This is a genomic window from Silicimonas algicola, from assembly GCF_003148765.1.
GTDB classification, from domain to species: Bacteria; Pseudomonadota; Alphaproteobacteria; order Rhodobacterales; family Rhodobacteraceae; genus Silicimonas; species Silicimonas algicola.
Genome location: NZ_QGGV01000002.1, coordinates 412,217 through 438,487, shown reverse-complemented (window position 1 = coordinate 438,487; position 26,271 = coordinate 412,217). Strand labels below are relative to the sequence as shown.

The window sequence follows — 26,271 nt, the reverse complement described above, 5'->3', positions numbered from 1 at the left end:
CGAAAAAAGGCGCCCGAGGGGCGCCTTTTCCTTGTCGCTTGTGCCGGTCAGTGCGCCGTGGCGCCAGGACTCTGGCTGGCTTGCGAGGCCAGCCGGGCCGCCGCTGCCGCCTCTTCCGCCGCCTCGTCCCACTCGATGGGTTCGGGCTGGCGCACGAGGGCAAGCTTCAGCACTTCCGAGACGTGCGTGACGGGGATGATCTTGAGCCCCTGCTTCACGTTGTCCGGGATTTCGGCCAGGTCCTTCTCGTTCTCCTCGGGGATCAGCACCGTCTTGATGCCGCCCCTCAGGGCCGCGAGAAGTTTCTCCTTCAGACCACCAATCGGCATGGCGTTGCCGCGCAGCGAGACCTCGCCCGTCATGGCGATGTCCTTGCGGACCGGGATCTGCGTCAGCACCGAGACGATGGACGTCACCATCGCCAGACCGGCCGAGGGCCCGTCCTTCGGCGTCGCCCCGTCGGGCACGTGGACGTGGATATCCATCGTGTCGAACCTGGGCGGCTTGACCCCGATCTTGGGCGCGATCGACCGGACATAGGACGCGGCCGCGTCGATCGACTCCTTCATCACGTCGCCAAGCTTGCCGGTCGTCTTCATCCGGCCCTTGCCGGGAAGACGCAGCGCTTCAATCTGGAGAAGGTCGCCGCCGACGCTGGTCCAGGCAAGGCCCGTCACGACGCCGATCTGGTCCTCTTTCTCGGCCAGACCGTAGCGGTACTTCTTCACGCCGAGGAATTCCTCGAGCCTGTCGGGCGTGACCGTGACCTTGTCGACTTCCTTCCGGACGATCTGCGTCACCGCCTTCCGCGCGATCTTGGCGATCTCGCGTTCCAGGTTCCGCACACCCGCCTCGCGGGTATAGGTCCGGATCATCTCGGCCAGCGCCTCGTCCGTCAGCTCGAATTCCTTCTCGCGCAGGCCGTGGTTCTTGCGCTGCTTGGCCAGAAGGTGCTGCTTCGCGATCTCGCGCTTCTCGTCCTCGGTGTAGCCGGCAAGCGGGATGATCTCCATCCGGTCCAGAAGCGGCGACGGCATGTTGTAGGAGTTCGCCGTCGTCAGGAACATGACGTCCGAAAGGTCATATTCGACCTCGAGATAGTGGTCGATGAAGGTCGCGTTCTGCTCGGGGTCGAGAACCTCGAGCATCGCCGACGCCGGGTCGCCCCGGAAGTCCTGGCCCATCTTGTCGATCTCGTCGAGCAGGATGAGCGGGTTCGTCGTCTTGGCCTTCTTCAACGCCTGGATGATCTTGCCGGGCATCGAGCCGATGTAGGTCCGCCGGTGACCCCGGATCTCGGATTCGTCGCGCACGCCGCCGAGCGAGATGCGGATGAACTCGCGTCCCGTGGCCTTGGCGACCGACTTCCCAAGGGAGGTCTTGCCGACGCCCGGAGGTCCGACGAGGCAAAGGATCGGCCCCTTCAGCTTCTTCGAGCGTTGCTGGACCGCGAGGTATTCGACGATCCGTTCCTTGACCTTCTCGAGACCGTAATGGTCATCGTCCAGCACCTTCTGGGCGCGGGTCAGGTCCTTCTTGACGCGGCTCTTCGTGCCCCACGGCAACGCCAGGAGCCAGTCGAGGTAGTTGCGAACGACCGTGGCCTCGGCGGACATCGGCGACATGGTCTTGAGCTTCTTCAGCTCGGCGTCGGCCTTCTCGCGCGCTTCCTTCGAGAACTTCGTCTTCTCGATCCGCTCTTCCAGCTCGGCGATCTCGTTCGAGCCGTCCTCGCCGTCACCCAGCTCCTTCTGGATCGCCTTCATCTGTTCGTTGAGGTAGTACTCGCGCTGCGTCCGCTCCATCTGGGACTTCACGCGGGTCTTGATCTTCTTCTCGACCTGTAGGACCGACATCTCGCCCTGCATCATGCCATAGACGGCCTCGAGCCGCTCGGCGACCGAGAGCGTCTCGAGAAGGCCCTGCTTCTTGTCCACGTCGATGCCGAGGTGGCCCGACACCAGGTCGGCCAGCTTGGACGCTTCGTGGGTTTCCGAAACCTGGGTCAGCGCTTCTTCGGGGACGTTCTTCTTGACCTTGGCATAACGCTCGAACTCCTCGACCACCGAGCGCAGAAGCGCCTCGACGGTGGATTCGTCGCCGGTTTCCTCGGTCAGGGGCTCGGCATTCGCCTCGAAAAAGGACTCGTTCTCGACGAAGTCGGTGATCCGCACGCGGCCGCGGCCCTCGACCAGCACCTTCACGGTGCCGTCGGGCAGCTTGAGAAGCTGCAGCACGTTGGCGAGGACACCCACCGAATAGATGCCGTCGGCGCTCGGCTCGTCGACGGACGGGTCCTTCTGGCTCGACAACAGAATCTGCTTGTCGTCCTTCATCACCTCTTCCAACGCGCGCACCGATTTCTCGCGCCCCACGAAGAGCGGCACGATCATGTGCGGGAAGACGACGATGTCCCTCAGGGGAAGGACGGGGAACGACGATGTGAAAGGTTCGTTCATACGATTTCCTTGCTTTGCAAGAGGGTCCGGTCCCAAGTTCGGCGACCTCCGCCCTCTCCTGCTTTCGGCCTCTATATGTGGTGACGGCTTCCCCGCCTTCAACCACCTGCTCATTGGCCCGCAGAATGCCCCCCGCAGGCCCGAGGAGCAAGCGCGCTCTCCCCTGAGCGTCCACAGAGCGGACGGTTTGTCGCTCTACGGGAACGAATGCCGTCTGCGGCCCGTTTTGTTCAGGTGAAGGAAAAATTAACGAATACGCCCCAATTTGGTCAGGTTTCGCCTCTAGCAGTGAACCCCGGTTGGAAACCCGCCTTGCGGAGAGACGCATGACACGACGCCTGCTGCACCGCGTCCATAGCGAAAGACGGCGTCTCGCCTTCGTCGTGGCTCTGGCGTTCCTCGCAGGCTTCCTGTTCTACGCCCGTGCCAACATCTACATCCACGGCATCCACGTCTCGCTCATCATCGGCGCCGTCTACGCAATCGTGATCGGAACCGCGGCGCTCGCCGTTTGCCTGGTGATGCCGTCGATGCGCTTCATGGTCGAAGCCGCGGCGGTCTCGCGGCTCTCGCTCGCCGTCTTCGTGCTGGCGGTGCCCGACCTGGGCTATCCCATCCTCGCCAACCCGATGATGACGGCTCTAGTCGTTGTCACCGGCGCCGTGTTCGTCAGCCGCCTGATGCACGGCCGCATCCTGCGGGATCGGTCGGGCTGGCGCGGCTTCGTCCTGCCGCGTGTCGCCCGCGTCCCCGTGCGGGTCGCGGCGACGCCGCTCCAGACGCGGTGGGTCAGCTGGGTCGACGACGGACGCCCGCGCGTCGTCTGAGCCGGTTTCACAGGGGCGGTATGTCGCCCTCGGCCCTGTCGGCGTGGAACGTCGTCTCGAACTCCGCAAAGGTCCCGGCCGCAATGGCCGCACGCATCGCCGCCATCAGATCCTGATAGTAGCGCAGGTTGTGCCAGGTCAGCAGCATCCCCGAGATCATCTCGCCCGCCCGGAAAACGTGGTGCAGGTAGGCCCGCGAATAGCCCTGGCAGGCGGGGCAGCCGCAGGCCTCGTCGAGCGGCCGGGGATCGTCGGCGTGGCGCGCGTTCTTGATGTTGACCACCCCGCGACGCGTGAAGGCCTGTCCCGTGCGGCCCGAGCGCGACGGCAGCACGCAGTCCATCATGTCGATGCCGCGCTTGACCGCGCCCACGATGTCGTCCGGCTTCCCCACGCCCATCAGATAGCGCGGACGGTCCTCGGGCAGCATGTCGGGCGCATAGTCGAGGACGCCGAACATCGCCTCCTGTCCCTCGCCCACGGCAAGGCCGCCGACCGCGTAGCCGTCGAAGCCGATGGCCTTCAGCGCCTCGGCGCTTTCCGCGCGCAACTCGCGCGTGACGCCGCCCTGCTGGATCCCTAAGAGCGCGTGGCCCGGCCGGTCCCCGAAGGCGATCTTCGAGCGCTCGGCCCATCTCATCGACAACTGCATCGAGGCCTCGACGGCGGCGGCGTCCGCCGGCAGGGCCGGGCATTCGTCGAAGCACATCACGATATCCGACCCCAGAAGCCGCTGGATCTCCATCGACCGCTCGGGCGTCAGCTCGTGCTTCGAGCCGTCGATGTGGCTGGTGAAGGTCACGCCTTCTTCGGTCAGCTTCCGGAGGCCCGCAAGGCTCATCACCTGGAAGCCGCCCGAGTCGGTCAGGATTGGCCGGTCCCAGTTCATGAAGCGATGCAGCCCCCCCAGCCGCGCGACCCGCTCGGCGCCCGGCCGCAGCATCAGGTGGTATGTGTTGCCGAGGAGGATGTCCGCCCCTGTCGCCGCCACGCTTTCGGGCAGCATCGCCTTGACCGTCGCCGCCGTCCCCACGGGCATGAAGGCGGGCGTGCGGATCTCGCCTCGCGGCGTGCGGATCGTACCCGTGCGGGCCTTGCCGTCTGTTGCAGCGAGGGAGAAGGAGAAACGCTCAGTCATCGTCCTTTCGACTAAGCCCGACGCGCCCGAAAGGCCAGAGGCTCAGGCGACGCGGCTGTCGTCGAAATCGGCGAACTGCGCCTGAAGGGCGCGGTCGAACGCCGGACGCGCGAGGCAGCGCGCCAGATAGGCCGAGACACCCGCGTGACGCCGCAGGACCGCCGTCTCGCCGATCTCGCGCAAGACGGTCGCCATGGCGATGTCGGCGACGCTGAAGCGCTCCACCAGCCACTCCCTGTCGCCCAGCGCCGCCTCCAGCGCCTCGAGCCGCCGCGACACCGCCTCGACCGCGCCCGGAAGGCCGTCGGTCAGCCGCGAGGTGTGCGTCTCGAAGGTGTTCAGCGCGGCGAAGACCCAGGAAGCTATGGTCGCCTCTTCGGCGTCGTCCCATCCCCGCAGGCGGTCGGACAGGGCGCCGATGCGCAAGAGGATCGCGCCCGATTCGAACAGGCGCACCCGACCGTCATCGTAGGCGGGCACCATCCCGAACGGCTGCCAGGCGCGGTAGCCGTCCGAACCGCCCTCACCCGGTCCGAGACGTGTCGTGCGGTAGGCGAAGCCCGCCTCCTCGAAGGCCCACCTGGGCCGGAGGCACTTGACCCACCCGCGCGAGGTCTCGGGGACCCAGGCGAAGGCCGAAACGTGGAAATCGAAGTCAGGCACGTACGTTCACGAGTTCCTCGAACCCGCCCCACATCATCCGCATTCCTTCGAAGGGCATCTCCATCTCGGCCGCCGCACTGTGGTCTTCCATCATCTTCCGGGTCGCGGCGTCGCAGGTGGCGCGGTCAGGCCAGACGATCCACGAGAAGATCACCGTCTCGTCGTCCGTCTTCTTCGTCGCCATCGGGAAGGACGTGACCTTTCCGTCGGGGACGTCGACGCCCCAGGTCTCGACCATCTGGACGGCGCCCAATCCCTTGAACAACTCCCAGGCTTTCGTCGCTTCCTCGCGGTAGCGCTCCTTGTTGGCTTCGGGTACTGCGGCAAGAAAGCCCTGGTAATACGGCATCGCCCTATCCTTTCGCTCAGATTCGGCCGTCACCTTGACAGGCGTTTATGTTGGTATCAACTTATTAATCATGGAGAGCGAAATCCTGCCTTACGCGACCACGATGGAGGTGCGCGACCGTTGCCTCTGCCTGCATCTCCAGCGGGCGGCGCGCGTCATTGCGCGCCATTTCGACGAGGCGCTGCGCCCGTTCGGCCTGACGAATGGCCAGTTCTCGCTGCTGATGGGGCTGAACCGTCCCAAGCCGCCGCGCCTCACGGACCTCGTTCCCCTGCTCGGCATGGACCGCACCACGCTGACGGCGGCGTTGAAGCCGCTGGAGCGCAAGGGCCTTGTCGACGTCGCGGCGGACGAGTCCGACCGCCGCGCGCGCCGGCTTGTGCTGACCCTAGCCGGCAAGGAAGTCCTGGCGGCCGCGACGCCGGTCTGGCGCGAAACGCACGACGCCCTCGACGGGCGGCTGTCCAGCCTGTCGCCACAGGCGTTGTGCGACGGTCTGACCGAGATTCTCTGAGATCCCGCGTCGGCCTTTACCCGGGCTTTGGTAAATCCTATATATTCGGTCAACAAATATCGGGACCCGACATGACCGCCGAACTGACCGACAGGCTGGAAGGGACGCCGCTGATCAAGCCGTCCACGACCGATCACCCGCTGTACGACCAGGTGGTCGACGCCTGCCGTACGGTCTACGACCCCGAGATCCCCGTGAACATCTACGATCTGGGTCTCGTGTACACGATCGAGATCGCGCAGGACGGGGCCGTCAACGTCCTTATGACGCTGACCGCACCGGGGTGTCCCGTGGCCGGCGAGATGCCCGGATGGGTGGCCGAGGCCATCGAGCCCCTGCCAGGCGTCAAGCAGGTCGACGTCGACCTGACCTGGGATCCGCCCTGGGGCATGGAGATGATGTCCGACGAGGCGCGGCTGGAACTCGGCTTCATGTAGGCAAGCCCTTTGGCTTGCATTCTCGATTAGCAAGCAAATTGACTTGCATTTTCGGATTGCAAGCTTTAAAGCTTGCTCATGGAAGCCTTCGCGGTTCTCACAGGTGATATCGTCGCTTCTCGCTCCGCCTCGTCCGACAGCGTCGAGGCCGCGATGGACGTGCTCCGCCGCGCGGCGAAGGATTTCGGTTCGACCTGGTCAGAGGACCTGCGCTTCACCCGTCATCGCGGCGACGGCTGGCAGGTCGTGGTGTCGGACCCCCACCGCGTCCTCCACGCAATGCTCTTCCTTCGCGCTCGCCTCATCGCCGCCGGACTGGGCCTCGATACGCGCATCTCGGCCGGGATCGGCAGCGTCGAAAGCCTCGGAAGCACCGACCTTGCGGATGCGACGGGACGCGCCTTCTTCGTGTCCGGCGACCATCTCGACCAGGCGGGCAAGCGGCTCATGCTGATCGCGGGCGATGGCATCGGGGTCTGGCAGAACGCCGTGCTCAGGCTCGCCGAACAGGTCATGCGCCGATGGTCCCCCGCCCAGGCCGAGGCAGCCGCGCTGAGCCTTCTCGGCGAGACGACGCAGGAAGAGATCGCAAGCCACCTCGGCATCACGCGGCAAGCGGTCCAGCTTCGCCTCGCGGCCTCGGGCGTCGCCTCACTGGACGAGGCGCTTCACGCCTTCGCCACGCATGACTTCACAGAGGCTGCGCCGAGATGATCGAGACCTTCGCCGCGCTCCTCCTCGCTCATGCCGTCGCCGATTTCCTGCTCCAGACCTCGGGCATGGTCGCCACCAAGCGCAGCGCCCGGACGCTTTTCCTTCACTTCGCCATCGTCCTCGTCACCGCGCAGGCCGCCCTCGGCCGCGTCGATGCTTGGGAGCCTCTGGCGCTCGCCGCCGTCCACATCGCGATCGACATCGTCAAGGCCTATACCCTGCCGAACCGCCTCGCCTCGTTCCTCGCCGACCAGGGCGCGCATCTTCTGACCCTCGCTGCCGTCGCCCTTCTGTCGCCCGGTCTTTTCGCGGGTGGCGCCTGGGCCGCAATCCCCTGGCTTCCCGGCCTCATGGCCGCCGCCGCCGGCCTGGTCTTCGCCACCGCCGCCGGCGGACACGTCGTCGCCCTCCTCGTCAGCCCCTGGGACCGCAGCGTCCTGCCGGAAGGCCTGCCGAACGGGGGACGGCTGATCGGGCTTCTCGAGCGCGGGATCATCTTCCTTCTGATCCTCGTCGAGCAGCCGGCGGGCATCGGCTTTCTCATCGCGGCCAAGTCGGTCCTCCGCTTCGAGACCACGTCGAAGGATACGCGCGCGGGTGAATACGTCATCATCGGCACGCTGGCCTCGTTCGGCTGGGCCATGGTCGTGGGCTATGGCACGATGACCCTGATCGAGGCGCTTCTTCCGCCAACCCCTTGAGACGACCGCCCGGACCGACTAGATTCGAAAGAAGCCCAAGGAGACGCCCCATGTTCGCCATTCCCGGAAAGCAGGCGGTCACACTGACCCCGGCCGCGGTCCGCCAGATCGCGCGGCTGATGGAGAAGGACGGCCGCTCGGGACTGCGCATCGGCCTGAAGAAGGGCGGATGCGCCGGGATGGAATACACCATGCAGTTCGCCGACACCGTCGATCCCACGGACGAGGTGGTCGAACAGGACGGCGCGCGGGTGATGATCGCGCCCATGGCGCAGATGTTCCTTTTCGGGACCGAGATCGATTACGAGACCTCGCTCCTCGAATCGGCGTTCCGGTTCCGCAACCCGAACGTGACCGACGCCTGCGGATGCGGCGAGTCGATCAAGTTCAAGGACGTCGATACGCTGGCGGCCGAACGCGAGGCGACGTCGGGCTGAGACGACGGGGGCTCCGCCCCCGCTCGCTGGCGCTCGCACCCCCGGAGTATTTCAGGACAGAAGAAGCCGCGCGGCTTGACCTTCGCGTCTGGCCGCGCATTGTCGCGCCCGCAGCCCGTGAGGAGGACGCCCCATGCAGAAGCTTGCCGCCGGAAACTGGAAGATGAACGGCCTCGCCGCCAGCCTCGCCGAGATCGAGGCGCTGGCGACGGCTCACCCGACGCCCGGCTGCGACATCCTGATCTGTCCGCCCGCCACGCTTCTTTCGCGCGTCTCGGACGCGGCGCTCGGCACGTCCGTCCAGACCGGCGCCCAGGATTGTCACCCGAAGGACTCGGGCGCACATACCGGCGACATCTCGGCGGCGATGGTCCGGGACGCGGGCGGGGCCTTTGTGATCGTGGGACACTCCGAACGCCGGGCCGACCACGGCGAGGACGACGCGCTCGTCCGCGCCAAGGCCGAGGCCGCGCATGACGCCGGTCTCATCGCCATCGTCTGCGTCGGCGAGACGCTCGAGCAACGCGAGGCGGGCCGCACCCTCGAGGTCGTCGGCGGTCAGGTCGCCGGGTCGCTCCCCGACGACGCGACGGCCGAGGATACCGTCATCGCCTACGAACCCGTCTGGGCCATCGGCACCGGCAAGGTTCCCACGACCGACGAGATCGCCCTCGTCCACGCCGACATCCGCGCACGCCTCACCGCGCGCTTCGGTGCCGACGGCGAAGGAATGCGCATCATCTACGGAGGATCGGTGAAGGCGTCGAACGCCGCCGAGATCTTCGCCGTGCCGAATGTCGACGGCGCCCTTGTTGGTGGCGCGTCCCTGAAGGCGGCGGATTTCGGGGGGATCGTGGACGCGCTCGGCGCCGCCTGATCTCAGACGAACAGACGGCCCTTCACGGCCTCGACCAGTTGCTTCGGATGCGTCATCGGAAGCATGTGCCCGGCGCCCTCGATAGTCGCCCAGTCGGCGTCCTTGATGCGGTCGCCGAGCGACTGGATGATTTCGGCCATCACGGGATGGCTTGCGCTGCCATCGACGAAGGTCACCGGTATCTCGAGCTCTTCGAGCCGCCCCTCGCCCAGGATGTCGCGCCGGTCGTCGCGCAGAAGGCTGTTGCCCTGAGGCACGAGCGCGATCCGCTCCATCATGTAGGCGCGCGCCTCGGCGGGCAAATCCTTCCAGGCCGTCCCGTCGCCCCAGAGCGCGTGGAACTCCTTCACCGCCGTCGCATAGGACGCGGCCTTGACGTTCTTGTCGAAGGGCGCGAGGTCGCGCATCGCCTTGTCATGGGCCCACCTGTCCTTCGCGGCGGCGAAGAACACCGGCTCGACGAGGACGAGCGAGCTGACGCGGTAGGGTCTCTCGACCGCGATGCGCAGGGCCAGCACCGCACCATAGGAGTGGCCGACCAGCGGCACGGGGTCGGACGGCAACTCGTCCAGCGCCATCTCGATCGCCTGGTCCGAATAGTCCCGGCTTTCGTCCCATTTGGCGGCCAGCCCGTGGCCCGGAAGCTCGATCAGAAGCGGCGACGGGCTTCCGCCGAGCGCGTTCAGAAACGGCCGCCAGTTCGAGGCGCGGCCGAGCATGCAGTGAATGAGGGCAAGCGGTTTCTTCGCCGCCATGGTCAGAGCCGCCCTCCGAGATGCGCGTCGAGATGGTCGATCCGGTCCTGGCCCCAGAACGGCGCGCCGTCGTCGGTGATGAAGAACGGCAGTCCGAAGACGCCGCGGTTCACCGCCTCCTCGAGGTTCGTCCCATAGGTCTCGGCCCCTGCGAGAAGCCCGCGGTCGGCGAGCGCCGGATCGAAGCCCGCCGCCTCGAGGCAGCCCTTGATGACGCTGTCTTCGGCGACGTCCTTTTCTTCGGCCCAGCAGGCGCGCGACAGGCCCGCGACGAGCGCTGCTAGGTCACCGCCGCCGGCATTCTGCGCGGCGATGATGGCATAGCCCGCCGGGGCCGGATTGGTCGGGAAGTGCGCCGGCTTCACGGTGATCGGCATGCCCAGCATCTTCGCCTGGCGGGGAATTTCGGCGAGCCGGTAGGCCTGGCGCGACGGATGGCGCTGTGCAAGCGGAACACCGCCTGTACGTCCGAAGAGGGCGACGGCATCCACCGGCTTGTAAGTGATCGTGGCCCCATGCTTCGCCGCGACCTCGGCAGGACGTGTGCCGGCGAGGTAGCAGAATGGAGAGACAACAGTGAGATAATAGTCGATGTGAGGCATGTGGCCCCGCCTCCCGGTTTCGATTGTTTGCGTGACCCTAGGCACATGCTAAGCGGTGTCAACATTGCGAATCCGCCGCGCTCCGCGGTCCAGGGAGGTCCGCGCGTCAATGCCCCAGCTCGAAGAACCGAAGATCATCGCCGGCAACGCCAACAAGGGGCTGGCGAAGGCCGTCGCGCGCCGGATGTCGATGCACAGGGGCATGAACGTCGGCCTCGTCGACGCCCGGGTCGAGCGCTTCAACGACGGCGAGATCTTCGTCGAGGTCTTCGAGAACGTCCGCGGCGAGGACATGTTCATCCTGCAGTCGACGTCGAACCCGGCGAACGACAACCTGATGGAGCTCCTCATCATGGCCGATGCGCTGCGCCGGTCGTCGGCTGCGCGGATCACCGCCGTGATCCCCTATTTCGGCTACGCTCGTCAGGATCGCCGCACCAAGGCGCGCACGCCCATCACCGCGAAGCTTGTCGCCAACATGATGGTCTCGGCCGGCATCGAGCGTATCCTGACGATGGATCTCCACGCCGCCCAGATCCAGGGGTTCTTCGACATTCCGGTCGACAACCTCTACGCCGCACCCATCTTCGCGCTCGATATCAAGCACGCTTTCCGCAAGACGATGGACGAGGTCACCGTGGTGTCCCCCGACGTCGGCGGCGTGGCGCGTGCCCGCGAACTGGCGCAGCGCATCAATGCGCCCCTCTCCATCGTCGACAAGCGCCGTGAGAAGCCGGGCGAGATCGCCGAGATGACCGTGATCGGCGACGTGAAGGACCGCGTCTGCATCATCGTCGACGATATCGTCGACACCGCCGGCACCCTCTGCAAGGGCGCCGAGACGCTGATGGAGGCCGGCGCGAAGGAGGTCCACGCCTATATCTCGCACGGCGTGCTGTCCGGTCCCGCCATCGAGCGCGTCACGGCCTCGGCCATGAAAAGCCTCGTCGTCTCCGACACCATCGAGCCGTCCGAGGCCACGAAGGCCGCGACGAACATCCGCATCGTGCCGACGGCGCCGATGCTGGCACAGGCGATCATGAATATCTGGCACGGGACGTCGGTCTCGAGCCTCTTCGACCAGGAGACGCTCGAGCCGATCTACGACGGGATGTACTCGTTAGGCTGACCCGCGGAGGCGCGCGCCTCAGATCATCCGCACGAAGACCGCCGCCATCAGCCCCACCACCGCGGTAAGGGCGAGGATATAGTCTCCGGGCACCGCCTCGGGTGCCCCGAGCAGCAAATCGCGCAGGCGTTTCGGCATGAACTCAGCCCCCCAGCTTGAACATGTCCGACCGACAGTATCGACGCGGCTGCCGCATTCCACCGGTTTTTCGCGAAACATTCCGTTCAGACCCCGCCTCCGACCATAAGAGGGGTTGATTTTCTGCACCTGCGAAGTAATTAAGTTTCACAGCAGAAGCCATTTGGGTTCGTTTGTTGCGGAGAGAATCGTGATGCTCGACAACCAGCCGCGCGGCACCATCGTGATCGAGGATCTCGAGGTGGGCATGGTGCGCTCGCTGAGGAAGGAGATCACGGATGAAGACATCGAGCTCTTCGCCCGCGTCTCGACCGATCGAAACCCGGTCCACCTCGACGACGCCTACGCGCAGGACACCATATTTGAGGGCCGGATCGCCCACGGGATGCTGACGGCGGGCCTCGTCTCGGCCGTGATCGGCGAGCAGCTTCCCGGCCACGGGACGGTCTACCTCGGCCAGACGCTCCGCTTCCTCGCCCCCGTCCGCCCGGGCGACATGGTCCTGGCCGAGGTCGAGGTGCTGGAGATCGACTACGCCAAGCGCCGCGTGAAGCTCGACACGCGCTGCCTCGTCAACGGCAAGAAGGTCCTCGTCGGCGAGGCGACGGTGCTCGCGCCGTCCGCGAAGTTCGACTGACCCCCCCGGCGCCCCGTCACGCGGGCTCGCCGCCCAGCACCTCCCAGAAATCGGCCCTCAGGTTGTGATGCGGAAACGGCTCGTCCGGCACGTCCTTCCCGAGGAAGGCGCAGAGCGGCGCCCACCCCTCGGCCGGATCGAAGATCAGCAGACGGTCGGCAGGCAGCGCCGCGCGAACGTCGTCGGTCCTCTTCCTGAAGGCGGCCAGCCCGACTTCCTTGTCGTCAAGTTTGCCGCCGAACGTCCCTTTCCCCGCCAGATCATTCCACGCTTCAAGGATGTCGTGGATGTGCGGCGGCAAGGGAATATCGCGATAGCGCGCCATCAGCTTGCCGATGGTCTTCTGGAAACTGGCCCACCACTTTTCCTCGGGCCGCACCGTGTGCACCACCTTGGCGTCCGGAAAGGCCTCGGCCAGTTCGCGCCAGACATGTGCCCCCGGCCAGTCCACCTGCGAGTTGTATCCGGCGAAGACCTCGTGCCAGTCGACGTCCCCTCCCGCTGCCAGCTTCTGCCAATGCGCCACCTGCTCCGGATTCTCGACGATCTCGTGCATGTGATGACAAGGGCCATACCCCAGCCGTTCCAGCGCCGCCTTCAGCGATTTCGTTCCCGTCCGTCCGAATCCCGATCCGATCACCTGAAGTGTCATGTTTCACCCCCCCGAGTGTGGCGAGACTATCTGCCTCGGCAAGCATTCTGTCCAATGTCATGTTGAAAGCGGCTCGCAGCGCGTTCCGGCCGTCCATATCCCCCTTGTCCGCCCCTCTGGCCCACGTTACCCCCGCCCCATGCGCATCCACCGCGACCCCATCTACCTGACCGACGCCGACAAGGGCGCGACGGTGGCGATCGGCAACTTCGATGGCGTTCACCTGGGCCACCAGGCGGTGCTGAGGATCGCGCAGGAGGCCGCCGCCGCGCCCTTGGGCGTCGTCACCTTCGAGCCGCATCCGCGCGAGTACTTCGCCCCCGACGCGCCCCCCTTCCGCCTGATGAATGCCGAAGCCCGCGTCCACCGGCTGGAAGCGCTTGGCGTGGCGCATCTCTATGAGTTGCCCTTCACCGCGCGCCTCGCCGGCCTGACCGCCGAGGAATTCGCCCGGGATGTCCTCGCCGGGCAACTGGGCCTCGCCCATGTGACCGTCGGCGCCGACTTCTGCTTCGGCAAGGGCCGCCAGGGCACGACCGACATGCTGACGGATTTCGGCCGCGGCTTCGGCTTCGGCGTCACCGTCACGCCTCTCGTCGGCGACGGCTCGGCCGTGTCCTCGACCCGCATCCGCGAGGCGCTGACCGAGGGCCGGCCCGAGGAGGCCGCGCGGATGCTCGGCCACCTTCACCGCATCGAGGGCGCAGTCCTACGCGGCGACCAGCGCGGCCGCGAGCTGGGCTACCCGACCGCGAACCTGTCCATCGAGGGCCTTCATCCGCCGAAATTCGGCGTCTACGCGGTCCGCGTCCGCGTGCTCTCGGGAGACCACGCCGGCGAATACGACGGCGTCGCCTCGATCGGCGTGCGGCCCATGTTCGGCGAGAACCGCCCGAACTGCGAAGCCCACCTCTTCGACTTCCGCGGCGACCTCTACGGCACCCACCTCTCGGTCGCCCTCGTTACCTACCTCCGCCCCGAGGAGCGCTTCGACAGCCTCGACGCGCTGGTGGCGCAGATGGACGCCGACAGCGCGCAGGCGAGGGAGATACTTTCCCCATGACTCCTTCATCTTGCGCCAAATACGCATGACACGCTCTGGGCCAGAACCGCGACCGGGCAGCGACCCCATCAACCGCGAAGGTCTCCGAGACCGCTACTGGGAGCGCGTGCCGCTGCGCAACCTCACTGCGCGCGAGTGGGAGGCGCTTTGCGACGGCTGCGGCAAGTGCTGTCTCAACAAGCTCGAGGATGCCGACACGGGCGAGGTCGCCTTCACCCGCGTCGCCTGCCGCCTCCTCGACGGCGAGAGCTGCCGCTGCGCGCAGTACCCGATCCGCAGGCAGTTTGTCCCCGACTGCGTCGTGCTGACCCCCTCCACCCTGCCCAAGGTCGCCTACTGGCTGCCGACCACCTGCGCCTACCGGCTCCTCCACGAGGGCAAGCGCCTCTACGACTGGCACCCGCTCATCTCGGGCGATTCCGAGACGGTCCACGCCGAGGGGCAGTCGGTGCGGGGCTGGACGGTGCCCGAGTTCGAGGTGCCGGAAGAAGAGTGGGAAGACCACATCGTCGAGGATCTCTGACATGCGTTTTGCGTCCGACAACTCCGGTCCTGTCCACCCCAAGGTGATGGAGGCGCTGGCCATCGCCAACGAAGGCTGGGCCCTGCCCTACGGCAACGACGACCTGACCCGCCGCGCCGCCGACCGCGTGCGCGACGTCTTCGAAGCCCCGGAGGCCGCCGTCCTCTTCGTCGCCACGGGGACCGGCGCCAACGCGCTGCTCCTCGCCACCCTGACGCGACCCTACGAGACGGTATTCTGCACGCCCGAGGCGCATATCCACCAGGACGAGTGCAGCGCGCCCGAGTTCTTCACCGGCGGCGCGAAGCTGACCCTCGTCGAGAGCCGCGACGCGATGATGGAGCCCGACGCGCTGGCCCGCGACATCGAGGTGCTGAAGTCTGGCGGCGTCCATTCGCCCCAGCCGGGCAGCGTCTCGATCACCAGCGTCAGCGAGCGCGGCACGGTCTATCCGCTCGAGCGCATCCGGGCCATCGCGCAGGTCGCCCGCACGCATGGCCTGCCCCTCCACCTCGACGGCGCGCGCTTCGCCAATGCCTGCGCCGCCCTCGGCTGCACACCGGCCGAGATGACCTGGAAGGCCGGCGTCGACGCCGTCAGCTTCGGCGGCACCAAGAACGGGCTCATGGGCGTCGAGGCCTGCGTGATCTTCGACACCGCGAAGGCACGGGAGTTCGAGCTCAGGCGCAAGCGGGGCGGACACCTCTTCTCGAAGAACCGCTTCCTTGCCGCGCAGATGGACGCCTACCTGACCGACGACCTGTGGCTGACGACCGCGCGTGCCGCGAACGATGTCGGCCAGCGGCTGGCCCGCGCGCTGAAGCAGACGCCCGGCGTATCCTTCCTGCACGAACCGCAGGCCAACATGCTCTTCCCGCGCTTTTCCCGCGCTGCGCACCGCCGCCTGCACGAGGCCGGGGCGAAATACTACCTCTGGGAGGGCACGCTCGACGGCGACGACGACGCGATTCTGCCCGCCCGCCTCGTCTGCGACTGGTCCTGTCCCGCAGAGAACATCAGGCACTTCGTGGAACTCGTCCGAGGCTGACGGCGCTGTCATGGCATAACATGCGCATTCGTCGCAGGATCGCCGACATGAGACCGCTCCGATTCCTTCTCCCCGCTGTACTGCTTCTGCCGCTCCTGTCGGCCTGTGCCTCCCTCTCCGAGGACCAGTGCCGCGCCGGCGACTGGGAGACGGTCGGCCTGCGAGACGGCGCCGAAGGGCGGACGCCCGACTACCTCCGCATCCATGCGCGCGCCTGCAACGAGTACGGCATAGCCCCTGTCAGGTCGGAGTGGGAAAAGGGTCGCCAGGTCGGTCTCAAGACCTACTGCACGCCGCGCCGCGCGTGGGAGGAAGGCGCCGACGGCCACCGCCTGTCGCCCGTATGCCCGGCCGAGATCGAGCCGGAACTGAGGCGCGCCAATGCGCGGGGGCTCGACCTCTACGACGTCGAACAGGACATCGACCGGGCCGAAAGCGATGTGTCGGACCTGCGCAGTGCTCTCGCCTCCCTGCCCGCGGACGATCCGCGCCGCGCCTCGATCCAGGCCGAGATCGGCACGCTCCAGCTCCGCGTTCTGCGGCTCAGGGCTGAACGGGCGCGTCTGCGCTTCTACTGAGGCTGGTACGGGCGGCCGGACTCGAACCGGCACGGGCTTTCGCCCCAGAGATTTTAAGTCTCATGCGTCTACCATTCCGCCACGCCCGCGCGGCCTCGACGTGCCTAGACCGCGAGGGACCGCCGGGCAAGGGCTAGAGGTCCTTCCCCCCCGCCTCTTTCAGAAGGTGCCGCTCGGGCAGCCAGGGGTTCAGCTTCAGGGCCTGCCGCAGCACGATCTGCGCCTCGTCCTCGCGCCCGAGGCCGATCAGCGTCAGCGCCTTGCCCGAGAGCGCCGCCACATGGTCGGGCCGCAAGGCGAGCGCCGCTTCCAGATCGGGAAGCGCCGCCTCGAAATCCTCGCGCAGGAAGTTGACGAAGGCGCGCTGGTTGAAGCCCTCGGCATACTCCGGGCAGTACTCCGTCAGCCGGTCGAGGGCGTCGAGAGCCGCGATGAAATCATAGGAATTCCGCGCCTCCATCCCCCGGTCCAGAAGCTCCTGCGCGGGTTCGTCGGGCGCCTGCGTCCAAAGCTCCCACACCCCGTTGAAAAGGGCGCGCGCCTCCATCTCGGTCGTCGCGGCCCGCACCTGGTCGAGGATCGCGGTCTGCGCCTCGGACACATCGGGCGCAGGCGGACAGTCCGCAAAGGCGGGGAGCGGGGCCAGGATCAGGGCGAAAAGCGCGTGTCTCATGCGTCCGGATTTTGAAGCCCGCCCCGTCCTTCCGTCAAGTCACATCGCCGTCACGCGGGCCGAGGATGCTTGACCTTCGACGCGCCTCCCTGTCGGGTGAGACCCATGTTCCCGATCCGCGACCACAACCCCTCCGAGCGCACGCCTTATGTCACCTGGGTGCTCATCGCGATCAACGTCGCGGTCTTCCTGTCCTACTGGAGCCTCTTGTCCAATGACCGGGCGACGCAGGACTTCTTCATGACCTGGGGCCTCGTGCCGGCGTGGTCCGCGCCCGAGACCTTCCTGACCTCGATGTTCCTTCACGGCGGCATCCTGCACCTTGCCGGCAACATGCTGTTCCTGTGGGTCTTCGGCGACAACATGGAGGACCAGATGGGGCACCTGGGCTTCCTCCTGTTCTACCTCGCAGGAGGCCTCGCTGCGGCGGCGGCTCAGGTCATGGCGGACCCCGGGTCCTTCATCCCGATGGTCGGCGCGTCCGGCGCGATAGCAGGCGTGATGGGCGGATACCTTCTGATGTTCCCCAAGGCGCGCGTCGACGTGGTCGTGATCCTCGTCATCATCTTCAAGGTCTTTCCGCTGCCCGCCTGGACCGTCCTCGGCTTCTGGTTCCTCGTCCAGTTCGTGCAAGGGTCGATGACGCCGACGGAGCAGGGCGGCGTCGCCTACTGGGCGCACGCGGGCGGCTTCGCGGCCGGGGTCGTCCTGACCTTTCCGCTCTGGCAGAAGCGCGGCGGCGCCGCCTTCTGGAGGCGCACCCACGGCCACCCGCCGCATCCCGACGCGATATATCGCGAGGGGCGCACGATGGTCCCGAAGGTGCGGCGCGACAAGGACCGCGCACGTTCTCCCTGGGATCGCTGACGCCCTAACGGCTGGCGAACAGAAGGCCCAGGCGGCGGCGAAACTCGCTTGGCTCCAGCCGGCCCTCGGCGACGCGCAAGGGATCGGCGGTGGCGCGCGACAGGATGCCGCCCGCCTGCCAGCCCTCGATCAGCGCCGCGCGCGCCAGACCCGGCAGGGCTCGCCGCAGGGCGGCGCGGGACGGCATCGCGTTCCTCGTCTCGCGGGCCAGCCGCGCCACCGCCTCCGACCGTCCGTCCACCAGAGGGATGCGTCCCCGCGCCTCGAGGTCAGGCACTGCCGTGAGGTAACGGGCCAGAGCCGCAGCCCTTCCGAAACGCCTGACGGTATCCTCGGTCGCCTCCCCTGCGCCCAAAGCGGCGGCGGCGGTCCACATCAGCGTCGCGCCGGTGACGTCGAGATAGGCCAGCAACGCCGCCTCGTCCGCGAAGGGCTCGGCATAAAGATCCCACCTCCGCACCTCGATCAGCGCGTCCAGCCCTTCCGCCAGTTCGGGCGTCAGGACCTCGGCCAGAGGCGTCGCGACCTCGTGCCGCCGCACCGGCACGCCTGAGGCGATCTCGGCCAGGGCGTCGCGCCACCATTGCAGACGCATCTCGCCGATCATCGGCTCGGAGGCCACCCAAGGCGCACGCGCGACTTCGAGATTGAAGGCATAGAGCGGAAAGAGCACCTTCCGTGCCTCGACGGGCGCGGCCATCGCGGCGGCGAAACGATCGGGATCGCCCTTCGCGACGAGATCGGCGCAGGCCTGCAACTCCATCATCGGTCCCCAAATATCCCGGGGGAGACGGCCGAAGGCCGTCGGGGGCAGAGCCCCCAGCCCGCTCCCGGTCTCACTCCGCCGCCTTGGACACCGCCGTGTCCCGCACGAGCTTCCACTCGATCGCGTCCACCAGCGCCTGGAACGAGGCGTCGACGATGTTGGCCGACACGCCGACCGTGGCCCAGGCCCGGCCCTCGTCGTCGGCGAAGTCGATGACCACCTGCGTCACGGCCTCGGTGCCGCCTTGCGTGATCCGCACCTTGAAGTCGGTCAGCCGCATGTCGTCGATCCGCGCCTGCCAGGGTCCCAGGTCCGACTTCAGCGCCTGCCACAGCGCGTTCACCGGGCCGTCGTCCTGCATCTCCTGCGGATGCTCGTTCTTGAAGTAGCTCGTGACCGGACCGTCGCGGGTCGAGATAGTCACGACCGCCTCGGATTCGACCACGATCTCGCCCTTGGCGTTGCGCCGGCGCTCCGAGATGACGCGATAGCGCTCGACGTCGAAGAAGTCCTGCGCGAGGCCGAGCCCCTTTCGCGCCAACAATTCGAAGCTGGCCTGCGCGCTGTCGTAGGCGAAGCCCTGCGCCTCGCGCTCCTTCACCGTGTCGAGGATGCGGCCCAGGGCAGGGTCGCCCTTCTCGGCCTCGATCCCCATTTCGGACAGGCGCCGCAAGAGGTTCGACTGCCCGGCCTGGTTCGACATCGGCACGATGCGCGCATTGCCCACGATTTCCGGCGCCACATGCTCGTAGGTCGTCGGGTCCTTGACGATGGCGCTCGCGTGAAGCCCGGCCTTGTGAGCGAAGGCCGAAGCGCCGACGTAAGGCGCGCTGCGCAGCGGAATGCGGTTCAGGATGTCGTCGAGCATCCGGCTCGTCCGTGTCAGGCGCGCCAGCGCGTCGGGCGTCACCCCGGTCTCGAACCGGCTGGCGTAGGGCTCCTTCAGCAGAAGCGTTGGGATCAGCGTGGTGAGGTTCGCGTTGCCGCAGCGCTCGCCCAGGCCGTTCAGCGTGCCCTGGATCTGCCGCGCGCCGGCGTCGACGGCGGCGAGGCTCGCCGCCACGGCGTTGCCGGTGTCGTCGTGGGTGTGGATGCCCAGGCGCTCGCCGGGGATGTCCGCCGCGATCACCTCGGCCGTGATGCGTCCTACGTCGGCGGGCAGTGTGCCGCCGTTGGTGTCGCACAGGACGATCCACCGCGCGCCCGCGTCCCGTGCCGCGATCAGGCAGTCGAGCGCATAGGCGCGGTTGGCCGACCATCCGTCGAAGAAATGCTCGGCGTCGAACAGCGCCTCTCTCCCTTGGGCGACGAGATGGGCGATGCTCTCGCGGATATTCGCGAGATTCTCCTCCAGCGTGATCCCCAGCGCGGTGTCGACGTGGAAATCGTAGGTCTTGCCGACGAGGCACACGGCGGGGGTGTTGGCGTTCAGGACGGCGGCGAGGACGTCGTCGTTCGCCGCCGACCGGCCCGCACGCTTGGTCATGCCGAAGGCCGTAAAGGTTGCGCGCGTCTGCGGCCTCTGGTCGAAGAAGGCGCTGTCGGTCGGGTTCGCCCCCGGCCAGCCGCCCTCGATGTAGTCGACACCGAGCGCGTCCAGCGCCTGCGCGATCTGGGTCTTCTCGTTGGCCGAGAACTGGACGCCCTGCGTCTGCTGCCCGTCCCGGAGCGTGGTGTCGAAGAGGGAGAGGCGCTCTGGCGTCATTCCACGCCCTCCAGCCGGCCCGCGTCGAACTCCGGCAGGATCTCGGCACTGGCTTCGCCGTCCTTCGCCGACAGCTTCAGCCCGGCGCCCTCCAACTGAGCCTTCAACGCATCCGCCGCCGCGAAATCCCGCGCCTCGCGCAGCGCCTGCCAGCGGCGGAGGAGCGGCACCAGCAGATCGGCATGAGGCCCTTCGCCCGTCGCCGTGCTGACGAATTCGGGCTCGAGAGCGCGGAACCAGTCGACGTCCTCGGCTTCAGGAAATCCAAGGAGTTGCATCGCGGCCTTGAGGTAGGGGGCCGAGAAGGAATTCATCTCGACCATCGCGAGGTGCGTGTTCAGGTCGTCCGCCAGCGCCGTCACGACGCTTGTCGGCACGACCTTCGCCGGCTCGACGCCATCCGTCTTGCGGAACCACGCCGCCAGACGGTTCGTCGCCTCCACCCGCTTCTTTTCGGTCCAGTCCATCGGCTTGCGGTAGTGCGTCGACAGGAACACGAAGCGGATCACCTCGCCCGGGATACCCTGGTCCAGCAGGTCGCGCACCGTGAAGAAGTTGCCGAGCGACTTCGACATCTTCTTGCCCTCGACCTGAAGCATCTCGTTGTGCAGCCAGATCCGCGCGAAGGCGTGACCGCTGCATTTCGACTGCGCGATCTCGTTTTCGTGGTGCGGGAAGATCAGGTCGTTTCCGCCGCCGTGGATATCGAAGCTCTCGCCCAGAAGTCCCTGCGCCATCGCCGAGCACTCGATGTGCCAGCCGGGCCGCCCCCGGCCCCAGGGGCTCTCCCAGCCCGGAAGGTCGTCGGTCGAAGGCTTCCAGAGGACGAAGTCCATCGGGTCTTCCTTGTAAGGCGCCACCTCGACGCGGGCGCCCGCGATCATGTCGTCGACGGATCGGCCGGACAGCTTGCCGTAGTCGTCGTAGGACCGAACGCGAAACAGGACATGCCCCTCGGCCTCGTAGGCGTGGCCGCTCGCGATCAGCCCCTCGATCATCGCGACCATCTGGGCGATCCACTCGGTCGCCCGCGGCATCGCCGTGGGCTCCAGCGCGCCCACAGCCGCCATGTCCTCCAGATACCAGGCCGCGGTCTCGTCCGTGATCTCGCGGATGGTCCGGCCGCTCTCAGTGGCGCGCGCGTTGATCTTGTCGTCCACGTCGGTGACGTTGCGGACGTAGGTCACGTTCTCCGCGCCGTAGACGTGGCGCAGAAGCCGGAACAGCACGTCGAAGACGATGACGGGCCGCGCGTTCCCGATATGCGCGCGGTCATAGACCGTGGGTCCGCAGACATACATCGACGGCTTGCCCTCAACGACGAGAGGCTCCAGCGGGTCCTTCCGGCGGGTCGCGGTGTTGGTCAGTCTGATCTCGGTCATGCTCGATCCTCGGGAGGGCGTCCCGCGCGGGCTTTACCAAGGTCGATGGAGAGTGGAAAGGACCGGCCCGCGCGACTGTTGTCAGCGGATGATAATGCAGCGAATGATGCAGATCGCTCGGGTCATGGGCCTTGTCCCTACCCGATCGATGCACATGTGGGAAGAGAAATCCGCCGGTGGCTCTTTGCCACGGTCGCTTGGGGACGCACCGTCGCGGCGGGGTTTTCCGCTGGCATATCCCTTGTGGCCGGGCTAGGCCCCCGCCCGACACCCGAAAAAGGTCCGACATGGAACTCCGCAATATCGCCATCATCGCGCACGTCGACCACGGCAAGACGACCCTTGTCGACGAGCTGCTCAAGCAGTCCGGCGCCTTCCGCGTCGGAGAGGCGGTGGCCGAGCGCGCGATGGATTCGAACGATCTCGAACGCGAGCGGGGCATCACAATCCTCGCCAAGTGCACCTCGGTTCTCTGGCGCGGCACGCGCATCAACATCGTGGACACGCCAGGCCACGCCGACTTCGGCGGCGAGGTCGAGCGCATCCTGTCGATGGTCGACGGCGTGGTCCTCCTGGTCGACGCGGCCGAAGGCCCGATGCCCCAGACGAAGTTCGTCACCTCAAAGGCGCTCGCCCTCGGCCTGCGCCCGATCGTGGTGCTGAACAAGGTCGACAAGCCCGACGCCGAGCCCGACCGCGCCCTGAACGAGGTCTTCGACCTCTTCGCGGCGCTCGACGCCGACGAGGACCAACTCGACTTCCCGCACCTCTACGCCTCGGGCCGCTCCGGCTGGGCCGACGCCGAGCTTGACGGGCCGAGAAAGGGTCTCTCGGCGCTCTTCGACCTCATCGTCCACCACGTTCCCCGCCCCCGGCAACAGAAGCGCGACGGCGAGGATTTCCGGATGCTGGCGACGACCCTCGGGGCCGACCCCTATCTCGGGCGGATCCTGACGGGACGTGTCGAGTCGGGCCGCCTCAAGGTCGGCGCGACGGTCCAGGCGTTGTCTCGCGTCGGCCAGAAGGTCGAGCAGTTCCGCGTGACGAAGATTCTCGCCTACCGCGGCCTGGCTCAGCAATCGGTCGACGAGGTGCTTGCCGGCGACATCGTTTCGATTGCCGGCATGACCAAGGCGACCGTGGCCGACACGATCTGCGCCCTGGCGGTCGAGGACGCGATTCCCGCGCAACCCATCGACCCGCCGACGATCAGCGTCACCTTCGGCATCAACGACAGCCCGCTTGCCGGCCGCGACGGCAAGAAGGTGCAGAGCCGCGTCATCCGCGAGCGCCTGATGAAGGAGGCCGAGACCAACGTCGCCATCCGCGTCAAGGACACCCCCGGCGGCGAGGCCTTCGAGGTTTCGGGACGAGGCGAGCTTCAGATGGGCGTCCTGATCGAGAACATGCGCCGCGAGGGGTTCGAGCTGTCCATATCGCGCCCACAGGTGATCTTCCGCGAGATCGATGGCGAACGTCACGAGCCGGTCGAGGAAGTGACCATCGACGTCGACGACGACTATACCGGCGCCGTGATCGAAAAGCTGACTGGCCCCCGCAAGGGCGACATGACCGAGATGAAGCCCGCGGGCACGGGCAAGACCCGGATCGTGGCGCTGATCCCGTCGCGCGGGCTTATCGGCTATCACGGCGAGTTCCTGACCGACACGCGCGGCACGGGCGTCCTGAACCGCGTCTTCCACTCCTGGCAGCCGTACAAGGGCCCGATCCAGGGTCGCAGGCAGGGCGTGCTGATCTCGATGGAGGACGGCGTCTCGGTCGCCTACGCACTCTGGGGGCTCGAAGAGCGCGGTCGCCTCTTCATCGGTGCGCAGGAGCAGGTCTACGAGGGCATGGTCATCGGCGAGCACAGCCGGGACAACGATCTCGACGTGAACCCGCTGAAGGGCAAGAAGCTGACCAACGTTCGCGCCTCGGGCACGGACGAGGCGGTGCGGCTGACGACGCCCATCACCATGTCGCTGGAACAGGCCATCGCCTATATCGACGACGACGAACTGGTCGAGGTCACGCCGAATGCGATCCGGCTGCGCAAGCGCTTCCTCGATCCCCACGAACGGAAACGCGCGGCTCGGGCGGGCTGACGCGCCTCCGGCTGCGACCCATGCCGGACGGTGATGGGTGCAGGCTCGAACCTTGATTTGACTCGAGTGCGGGCTTTTGTCCCACTCGGGCCATGAAAGTCTCCGACCGCATCGCCGGTCTGACGGGCGGCGGCCCCGACGGCTGGGACCTCTATCGCAAGGCGCGCCGCATGATCGCGGAGGGCGTCTCCGTGACCGAATTGACCATCGGCGAGCACGACGTCCGCACCGATCCCTCGATCCTCGAAGCCATGCGCGCCTCGGCGGCGGGCGGTCACACGGGCTACGCCGCCCTGCCCGGCACGGATGCCTTGCGCACTGCGGTCGCCGCGCGGATCGAGGCGCGGACGGGCGTTCCAACCTCGCGGCGCAATGTCGTCATCACGCCGGGCGGTCAGGCGGCCCTTTTCGCCGCGCATGTCGTCGCCTGCGATCCGGGCGACCGGGCCCTCTTCATCGACCCCTACTACGCGACGTACCCCGGCACGATCCGGGCCGCAGGCGCAATAGCCGTGACGGTCGCCGCAGAGGCCGAGCGCGACTTCCGGCCCGACCCGGCGGCGATCGAGGCGGCACTTCCGGCGCGGTCCATCCTCGTCAACTCGCCCAACAACCCGACCGGAGTGGTTTACGACCGCGCCACGCTTGACGGCATCGGCGAGGTAGCGCGCGCGCATGACCTCTGGATCGTGTCGGACGAGGTCTACGACACACAGGTCTGGAGTGGCGCGCACCTGTCGCCCCGCGCCCTGCCGGGCCTCGCGGAGCGCACCCTTGTGGTGGGCTCGCTGTCGAAGAGCCACGCGATGACCGGAAGCCGCCTCGGCTGGCTGGCGGGCCCGGAGGAGGCCATCGCGCACGCGATCAACCTGACGACACATACGACCTACGGCGTCCCCGGCTTCGTCCAGGACGCGGGCCTTTTCGCTCTGGCACGGGGCGAGGCGCTTGAAACCGCAATCGCCGCACCCTTCCGGCGGCGTCACGCCCTGGCCATGCGTGTCCTTTCGTCCGCTGGGGTGCGTGTGGTGCCTTCGACGGCCAGCATGTACGTCATGGCGGACATCCGGCCCACGGGCCTGTCGGGCGAGGCGTTCGCCGACCGCCTGCTCGACACCCATGCCATCGCCGTCATGCCGGGCGAAAGCTTTGGCCGTGCAGCGGCGGGACATCTCCGGATCGCGCTGACGGTGGCGGACGACCGTCTCGATGCAGCGCTGACGACATTGGCGAATTTCCACAATACATTGAAAAGGCAGGCCGCATGACGTTCCGAGACCTTCACCGCAAAGGCGACCCCTTCATCTTGGCAAACGCCTGGGACGCGGGCTCGGCCCGGATGCTCGCGGCGCTCGGCGCCCCCGCCATCGCAACCTCGTCGGCTGCCCACGCCTTCACGCTCGGCCGGCCCGACGGCGGGACGGTGTCGCGGGACGAAGCGCTTTCCCATGCCGAGGCGCTGGTCGCCGCCGTCTCCGTCCCTGTGTCGGGCGACTTCGAGAACGGCTTCGGCCACGCACCCGACGATGTGGCCGAGACGGTGCGCCTCGCCGCCGAGGTCGGGCTCGCCGGCATCTCGATCGAGGATGCCGCCCTTCCCGACGACCGGGCCTATCCTCGCGACGAGGCCGTCGAGCGCATACGCGCCGCCGCCTCCGCCGCCCGCGCCCTGCCCCGCGACTTCGTCCTCGTCGCCCGCGCGGACGGGGTGTTGAACGGGCACTACGACATCGACGAGGCGCTGGCCCGCATCCGGGCCTTCGACGCCGCTGGCGCGGATTGCCTCTATGTGCCTCTGCCGAAGACGGTCGACGACCTGAAGCGCGTGATCGCCGCGACCGGGAAGCCCGTCAACGTGCTGGTGGCCGGTCCCTATGCCCGGATGTCCCGCGCCGAGTTCGCCGCCATGGGCGCGGCGCGCCTGTCCCTCGGCTCGGCGCTCGCGCGCGTCACGCACCGAGTGATCCGCGACGCGGGAAAGGCCATGTTCGGAGCGGGCGACTTCACCGCTTTGACGAACGGCATGTCCGGAAGCGAGGTCGACGCCCTGTTGAGCTAGAGCGGAAGAACCGCATCGCCGACACGGATGCGGCCGGGCGAGACGACCTCGGCCGTCATACCGCCATGTCCGCGCATCGCGGAATAGCCGCCTGGACCAAGCGCCTCTTCCATCCGGGAACAGGGCGCGCAGGGGCCGGTCACCCTCACCTCTGCCGTGCCGATGAGAAGGGTGCGCTCTTTGAGAGCCGACAGGTTCAGACCCGAGACGACGAGGTTCCGGCGCAAGAGGGTGGCGTCGATCTCCTGCCGCCCCACGAGAGCCGCGATGACGGGCAGATGCTCGGCCAGGATCAGCGTCAGCGCCCGCTTTCCGGGTCGGGCGTGGTCCTCTTCCAGCCCCGCTTCGGTCAGATCGGCGGCATCGACAGTCACCATGTCCGCCCGCCGCTCCGGCCGCGCGAGAATCGCCTCGATCCGGCCGTCGCGGGCGTGCCGCGCCATCATCTGGCCAAGCGGAGTGTCCGCCCTCAC

At 67.4% G+C, this 26,271-nt stretch carries 29 protein-coding genes and 1 tRNA gene; 17 read left to right on the top strand and 13 right to left on the bottom strand.

From position 1 onward, the window contains the following. Positions 1-47: 47 nt before the first annotated feature. Positions 48-2,459 (bottom strand): endopeptidase La, encoded by a 2,412-nt coding sequence (gene lon, locus C8D95_RS06540; RefSeq protein WP_109758353.1) that lies wholly within the window; start codon positions 2,457-2,459, stop codon positions 48-50. A gap of 326 nt (positions 2,460-2,785) precedes the next feature. Here lon and C8D95_RS06535 point away from each other — a divergent pair, with 326 nt between their 5' ends. Continuing rightward, a complete protein-coding gene (locus C8D95_RS06535) occupies positions 2,786-3,286 on the top strand; it encodes a hypothetical protein (RefSeq protein WP_109758352.1) in 501 nt (166 codons plus the stop codon). Between the two features lie 7 nt (positions 3,287-3,293). Here C8D95_RS06535 and tgt read toward each other — a convergent pair whose 3' ends face one another. From tgt to C8D95_RS06520, 3 genes are read right to left on the bottom strand one after another with little or no spacing between them, the layout of a single operon-like run. Then, entirely contained in the window at positions 3,294-4,424 is a 1,131-nt protein-coding gene (gene tgt, locus C8D95_RS06530) for a tRNA guanosine(34) transglycosylase Tgt (protein ID WP_109758351.1), read from the bottom strand. Positions 4,425-4,466: 42 nt separating this feature from the next. Further along, entirely contained in the window at positions 4,467-5,087 is a 621-nt protein-coding gene (locus C8D95_RS06525) for a glutathione S-transferase family protein (protein ID WP_109758350.1), read from the bottom strand. After that, on the bottom strand, positions 5,080-5,436 hold the full coding sequence (locus C8D95_RS06520) for a DUF1428 domain-containing protein (RefSeq protein ID WP_109758349.1): 357 nt from the start codon (positions 5,434-5,436) through the stop codon (positions 5,080-5,082). Before C8D95_RS06520 ends, C8D95_RS06525 begins: the two co-directional genes overlap by 8 nt. Positions 5,437-5,506: 70 nt before the next feature. Between C8D95_RS06520 and C8D95_RS06515 the strand changes: the two genes are divergently transcribed. The 6 genes from C8D95_RS06515 to tpiA all read left to right on the top strand — a co-directional run bounded on the left by C8D95_RS06515 (position 5,507) and on the right by tpiA (position 9,116). After that, complete coding sequence (locus C8D95_RS06515) at positions 5,507-5,950, top strand: MarR family winged helix-turn-helix transcriptional regulator (protein WP_109758348.1); 444 nt, start codon at positions 5,507-5,509, stop codon at positions 5,948-5,950. Between the two features lie 71 nt (positions 5,951-6,021). Further along, positions 6,022-6,387 carry an SUF system Fe-S cluster assembly protein gene (locus tag C8D95_RS06510; RefSeq protein ID WP_109758347.1) on the top strand — a complete coding sequence of 122 codons (366 nt, stop codon included), beginning with the start codon at positions 6,022-6,024 and terminating at the stop codon, positions 6,385-6,387. 78 nt (positions 6,388-6,465) lie between these two features. Then, positions 6,466-7,101 (top strand): hypothetical protein, encoded by a 636-nt coding sequence (locus C8D95_RS06505; RefSeq protein ID WP_109758346.1) that lies wholly within the window; start codon positions 6,466-6,468, stop codon positions 7,099-7,101. Beyond that, positions 7,098-7,802, top strand: a complete 705-nt coding sequence (locus C8D95_RS06500) for a DUF3307 domain-containing protein (RefSeq protein ID WP_109758345.1) — start codon at positions 7,098-7,100, stop codon at positions 7,800-7,802. The genes C8D95_RS06505 and C8D95_RS06500 overlap by 4 nt, the downstream gene beginning before the upstream one ends. A gap of 50 nt (positions 7,803-7,852) precedes the next feature. Beyond that, a complete protein-coding gene (locus C8D95_RS06495) occupies positions 7,853-8,239 on the top strand; it encodes a HesB/IscA family protein (RefSeq protein ID WP_109758344.1) in 387 nt (128 codons plus the stop codon). Between the two features lie 133 nt (positions 8,240-8,372). Further along, the gene (tpiA, locus tag C8D95_RS06490) at positions 8,373-9,116 is read left to right on the top strand and encodes a triose-phosphate isomerase (RefSeq protein WP_109758343.1); all 744 of its coding nucleotides are present in this window, start codon (positions 8,373-8,375) and stop codon (positions 9,114-9,116) included. A gap of 2 nt (positions 9,117-9,118) precedes the next feature. On the opposite strand, the gene C8D95_RS06485 is transcribed toward tpiA, so the two are convergent. Both C8D95_RS06485 and C8D95_RS06480 read right to left on the bottom strand, forming a co-directional pair. Further along, positions 9,119-9,871, bottom strand: a complete 753-nt coding sequence (locus C8D95_RS06485; RefSeq protein ID WP_109758342.1) for an alpha/beta fold hydrolase — start codon at positions 9,869-9,871, stop codon at positions 9,119-9,121. A gap of 2 nt (positions 9,872-9,873) precedes the next feature. Beyond that, positions 9,874-10,473 carry a 2-hydroxychromene-2-carboxylate isomerase gene (locus C8D95_RS06480; RefSeq protein ID WP_109758341.1) on the bottom strand — a complete coding sequence of 200 codons (600 nt, stop codon included), beginning with the start codon at positions 10,471-10,473 and terminating at the stop codon, positions 9,874-9,876. 109 nt (positions 10,474-10,582) lie between these two features. Between C8D95_RS06480 and C8D95_RS06475 the strand changes: the two genes are divergently transcribed. Then, on the top strand, positions 10,583-11,602 hold the full coding sequence (locus C8D95_RS06475) for a ribose-phosphate pyrophosphokinase (RefSeq protein WP_109758340.1): 1,020 nt from the start codon (positions 10,583-10,585) through the stop codon (positions 11,600-11,602). A gap of 331 nt (positions 11,603-11,933) precedes the next feature. After that, on the top strand, positions 11,934-12,377 hold the full coding sequence (locus C8D95_RS06470) for a MaoC family dehydratase (protein WP_109758339.1): 444 nt from the start codon (positions 11,934-11,936) through the stop codon (positions 12,375-12,377). 16 nt (positions 12,378-12,393) lie between these two features. Here the strand turns inward: C8D95_RS06470 and C8D95_RS06465 are convergent, their stop codons facing one another. After that, positions 12,394-13,029, bottom strand: coding sequence for a sulfotransferase family protein (locus C8D95_RS06465; RefSeq protein ID WP_109758338.1), 636 nt, complete (start codon positions 13,027-13,029; stop codon positions 12,394-12,396). A gap of 139 nt (positions 13,030-13,168) precedes the next feature. On the opposite strand from C8D95_RS06465, the gene C8D95_RS06460 reads away from it, so the two are divergent. Genes C8D95_RS06460 through C8D95_RS06445 form a run of 4 tightly spaced genes read left to right on the top strand, consistent with a single transcriptional unit; the run spans position 13,169 to position 16,241 of the window. Next, positions 13,169-14,092, top strand: coding sequence for a bifunctional riboflavin kinase/FAD synthetase (locus C8D95_RS06460; protein WP_109758337.1), 924 nt, complete (start codon positions 13,169-13,171; stop codon positions 14,090-14,092). A gap of 25 nt (positions 14,093-14,117) precedes the next feature. Next, the gene (locus C8D95_RS06455; RefSeq protein WP_109758336.1) at positions 14,118-14,615 is read left to right on the top strand and encodes a YcgN family cysteine cluster protein; all 498 of its coding nucleotides are present in this window, start codon (positions 14,118-14,120) and stop codon (positions 14,613-14,615) included. A 1-nt stretch (position 14,616) separates the two neighbouring features. Next, positions 14,617-15,663: a threonine aldolase family protein gene (locus C8D95_RS06450; RefSeq protein WP_109758335.1), complete on the top strand. Its 1,047-nt coding sequence runs from the start codon at positions 14,617-14,619 to the stop codon at positions 15,661-15,663. 47 nt (positions 15,664-15,710) lie between these two features. Continuing rightward, the gene (locus tag C8D95_RS06445) at positions 15,711-16,241 is read left to right on the top strand and encodes a DUF2799 domain-containing protein (protein ID WP_164721674.1); all 531 of its coding nucleotides are present in this window, start codon (positions 15,711-15,713) and stop codon (positions 16,239-16,241) included. Between the two features lie 3 nt (positions 16,242-16,244). Here C8D95_RS06445 and C8D95_RS06440 read toward each other — a convergent pair. Both C8D95_RS06440 and C8D95_RS06435 read right to left on the bottom strand, forming a co-directional pair. After that, positions 16,245-16,330: transfer RNA gene (locus C8D95_RS06440), tRNA-Leu, on the bottom strand. 44 nt (positions 16,331-16,374) lie between these two features. Continuing rightward, positions 16,375-16,914, bottom strand: coding sequence for a tetratricopeptide repeat protein (locus C8D95_RS06435; protein ID WP_109758333.1), 540 nt, complete (start codon positions 16,912-16,914; stop codon positions 16,375-16,377). Between the two features lie 105 nt (positions 16,915-17,019). On the opposite strand from C8D95_RS06435, the gene C8D95_RS06430 reads away from it, so the two are divergent. After that, on the top strand, positions 17,020-17,781 hold the full coding sequence (locus C8D95_RS06430) for a rhomboid family intramembrane serine protease (protein ID WP_109758332.1): 762 nt from the start codon (positions 17,020-17,022) through the stop codon (positions 17,779-17,781). A 4-nt stretch (positions 17,782-17,785) separates the two neighbouring features. Here C8D95_RS06430 and C8D95_RS06425 read toward each other — a convergent pair whose 3' ends face one another. The 3 genes from C8D95_RS06425 to cysS form a co-directional block, all read right to left on the bottom strand. Continuing rightward, on the bottom strand, positions 17,786-18,547 hold the full coding sequence (locus C8D95_RS06425) for a squalene/phytoene synthase family protein (protein ID WP_338143028.1): 762 nt from the start codon (positions 18,545-18,547) through the stop codon (positions 17,786-17,788). Positions 18,548-18,617: 70 nt separating this feature from the next. Then, on the bottom strand, positions 18,618-20,252 hold the full coding sequence (gene cimA / locus C8D95_RS06420; RefSeq protein WP_109758331.1) for a citramalate synthase: 1,635 nt from the start codon (positions 20,250-20,252) through the stop codon (positions 18,618-18,620). Beyond that, the gene (gene cysS / locus C8D95_RS06415) at positions 20,249-21,634 is read right to left on the bottom strand and encodes a cysteine--tRNA ligase (RefSeq protein ID WP_109758330.1); all 1,386 of its coding nucleotides are present in this window, start codon (positions 21,632-21,634) and stop codon (positions 20,249-20,251) included. The genes cimA and cysS overlap by 4 nt, the downstream gene beginning before the upstream one ends. Positions 21,635-21,921: 287 nt before the next feature. On the opposite strand from cysS, the gene typA reads away from it, so the two are divergent. The 3 genes from typA to C8D95_RS06400 all read left to right on the top strand — a co-directional run bounded on the left by typA (position 21,922) and on the right by C8D95_RS06400 (position 25,798). Beyond that, complete coding sequence (gene typA, locus C8D95_RS06410; RefSeq protein ID WP_109758329.1) at positions 21,922-23,739, top strand: translational GTPase TypA; 1,818 nt, start codon at positions 21,922-21,924, stop codon at positions 23,737-23,739. Between the two features lie 92 nt (positions 23,740-23,831). Further along, positions 23,832-25,007, top strand: coding sequence for a pyridoxal phosphate-dependent aminotransferase (locus C8D95_RS06405; RefSeq protein ID WP_109758328.1), 1,176 nt, complete (start codon positions 23,832-23,834; stop codon positions 25,005-25,007). Continuing rightward, positions 25,004-25,798 (top strand): isocitrate lyase/PEP mutase family protein, encoded by a 795-nt coding sequence (locus C8D95_RS06400; RefSeq protein WP_109758327.1) that lies wholly within the window; start codon positions 25,004-25,006, stop codon positions 25,796-25,798. The genes C8D95_RS06405 and C8D95_RS06400 overlap by 4 nt, the downstream gene beginning before the upstream one ends. On the opposite strand, the gene C8D95_RS06395 is transcribed toward C8D95_RS06400, so the two are convergent. Next, complete coding sequence (locus C8D95_RS06395) at positions 25,795-26,271, bottom strand: MOSC domain-containing protein (protein WP_338143029.1); 477 nt, start codon at positions 26,269-26,271, stop codon at positions 25,795-25,797. The genes C8D95_RS06400 and C8D95_RS06395 overlap by 4 nt on opposite strands.

What these genes read in the sequence shown, in the direction of transcription:
- lon (WP_109758353.1), bottom strand. Translation starts at nt 2,459, where the DNA reads ATGAACGAACCTTTCACATCGTCGTTCCCCGTCCTTCCCCTGAGGGAC.
- C8D95_RS06535 (WP_109758352.1), top strand. Translation starts at nt 2,786, where the DNA reads ATGACACGACGCCTGCTGCACCGCGTCCATAGCGAAAGACGGCGTCTC.
- tgt (WP_109758351.1), bottom strand. Translation starts at nt 4,424, where the DNA reads ATGACTGAGCGTTTCTCCTTCTCCCTCGCTGCAACAGACGGCAAGGCC.
- C8D95_RS06520 (WP_109758349.1), bottom strand. Translation starts at nt 5,436, where the DNA reads ATGCCGTATTACCAGGGCTTTCTTGCCGCAGTACCCGAAGCCAACAAG.
- C8D95_RS06515 (WP_109758348.1), top strand. Translation starts at nt 5,507, where the DNA reads ATGGAGAGCGAAATCCTGCCTTACGCGACCACGATGGAGGTGCGCGAC.
- C8D95_RS06510 (WP_109758347.1), top strand. Translation starts at nt 6,022, where the DNA reads ATGACCGCCGAACTGACCGACAGGCTGGAAGGGACGCCGCTGATCAAG.
- C8D95_RS06505 (WP_109758346.1), top strand. Translation starts at nt 6,466, where the DNA reads ATGGAAGCCTTCGCGGTTCTCACAGGTGATATCGTCGCTTCTCGCTCC.
- C8D95_RS06500 (WP_109758345.1), top strand. Translation starts at nt 7,098, where the DNA reads ATGATCGAGACCTTCGCCGCGCTCCTCCTCGCTCATGCCGTCGCCGAT.
- C8D95_RS06495 (WP_109758344.1), top strand. Translation starts at nt 7,853, where the DNA reads ATGTTCGCCATTCCCGGAAAGCAGGCGGTCACACTGACCCCGGCCGCG.
- tpiA (WP_109758343.1), top strand. Translation starts at nt 8,373, where the DNA reads ATGCAGAAGCTTGCCGCCGGAAACTGGAAGATGAACGGCCTCGCCGCC.
- C8D95_RS06485 (WP_109758342.1), bottom strand. Translation starts at nt 9,871, where the DNA reads ATGGCGGCGAAGAAACCGCTTGCCCTCATTCACTGCATGCTCGGCCGC.
- C8D95_RS06480 (WP_109758341.1), bottom strand. Translation starts at nt 10,473, where the DNA reads ATGCCTCACATCGACTATTATCTCACTGTTGTCTCTCCATTCTGCTAC.
- C8D95_RS06475 (WP_109758340.1), top strand. Translation starts at nt 10,583, where the DNA reads ATGCCCCAGCTCGAAGAACCGAAGATCATCGCCGGCAACGCCAACAAG.
- C8D95_RS06470 (WP_109758339.1), top strand. Translation starts at nt 11,934, where the DNA reads ATGCTCGACAACCAGCCGCGCGGCACCATCGTGATCGAGGATCTCGAG.
- C8D95_RS06465 (WP_109758338.1), bottom strand. Translation starts at nt 13,029, where the DNA reads ATGACACTTCAGGTGATCGGATCGGGATTCGGACGGACGGGAACGAAA.
- C8D95_RS06460 (WP_109758337.1), top strand. Translation starts at nt 13,169, where the DNA reads ATGCGCATCCACCGCGACCCCATCTACCTGACCGACGCCGACAAGGGC.
- C8D95_RS06455 (WP_109758336.1), top strand. Translation starts at nt 14,118, where the DNA reads ATGACACGCTCTGGGCCAGAACCGCGACCGGGCAGCGACCCCATCAAC.
- C8D95_RS06450 (WP_109758335.1), top strand. Translation starts at nt 14,617, where the DNA reads ATGCGTTTTGCGTCCGACAACTCCGGTCCTGTCCACCCCAAGGTGATG.
- C8D95_RS06445 (WP_164721674.1), top strand. Translation starts at nt 15,711, where the DNA reads ATGAGACCGCTCCGATTCCTTCTCCCCGCTGTACTGCTTCTGCCGCTC.
- C8D95_RS06435 (WP_109758333.1), bottom strand. Translation starts at nt 16,914, where the DNA reads ATGAGACACGCGCTTTTCGCCCTGATCCTGGCCCCGCTCCCCGCCTTT.
- C8D95_RS06430 (WP_109758332.1), top strand. Translation starts at nt 17,020, where the DNA reads ATGTTCCCGATCCGCGACCACAACCCCTCCGAGCGCACGCCTTATGTC.
- C8D95_RS06425 (WP_338143028.1), bottom strand. Translation starts at nt 18,547, where the DNA reads ATGATGGAGTTGCAGGCCTGCGCCGATCTCGTCGCGAAGGGCGATCCC.
- cimA (WP_109758331.1), bottom strand. Translation starts at nt 20,252, where the DNA reads ATGACGCCAGAGCGCCTCTCCCTCTTCGACACCACGCTCCGGGACGGG.
- cysS (WP_109758330.1), bottom strand. Translation starts at nt 21,634, where the DNA reads ATGACCGAGATCAGACTGACCAACACCGCGACCCGCCGGAAGGACCCG.
- typA (WP_109758329.1), top strand. Translation starts at nt 21,922, where the DNA reads ATGGAACTCCGCAATATCGCCATCATCGCGCACGTCGACCACGGCAAG.
- C8D95_RS06405 (WP_109758328.1), top strand. Translation starts at nt 23,832, where the DNA reads ATGAAAGTCTCCGACCGCATCGCCGGTCTGACGGGCGGCGGCCCCGAC.
- C8D95_RS06400 (WP_109758327.1), top strand. Translation starts at nt 25,004, where the DNA reads ATGACGTTCCGAGACCTTCACCGCAAAGGCGACCCCTTCATCTTGGCA.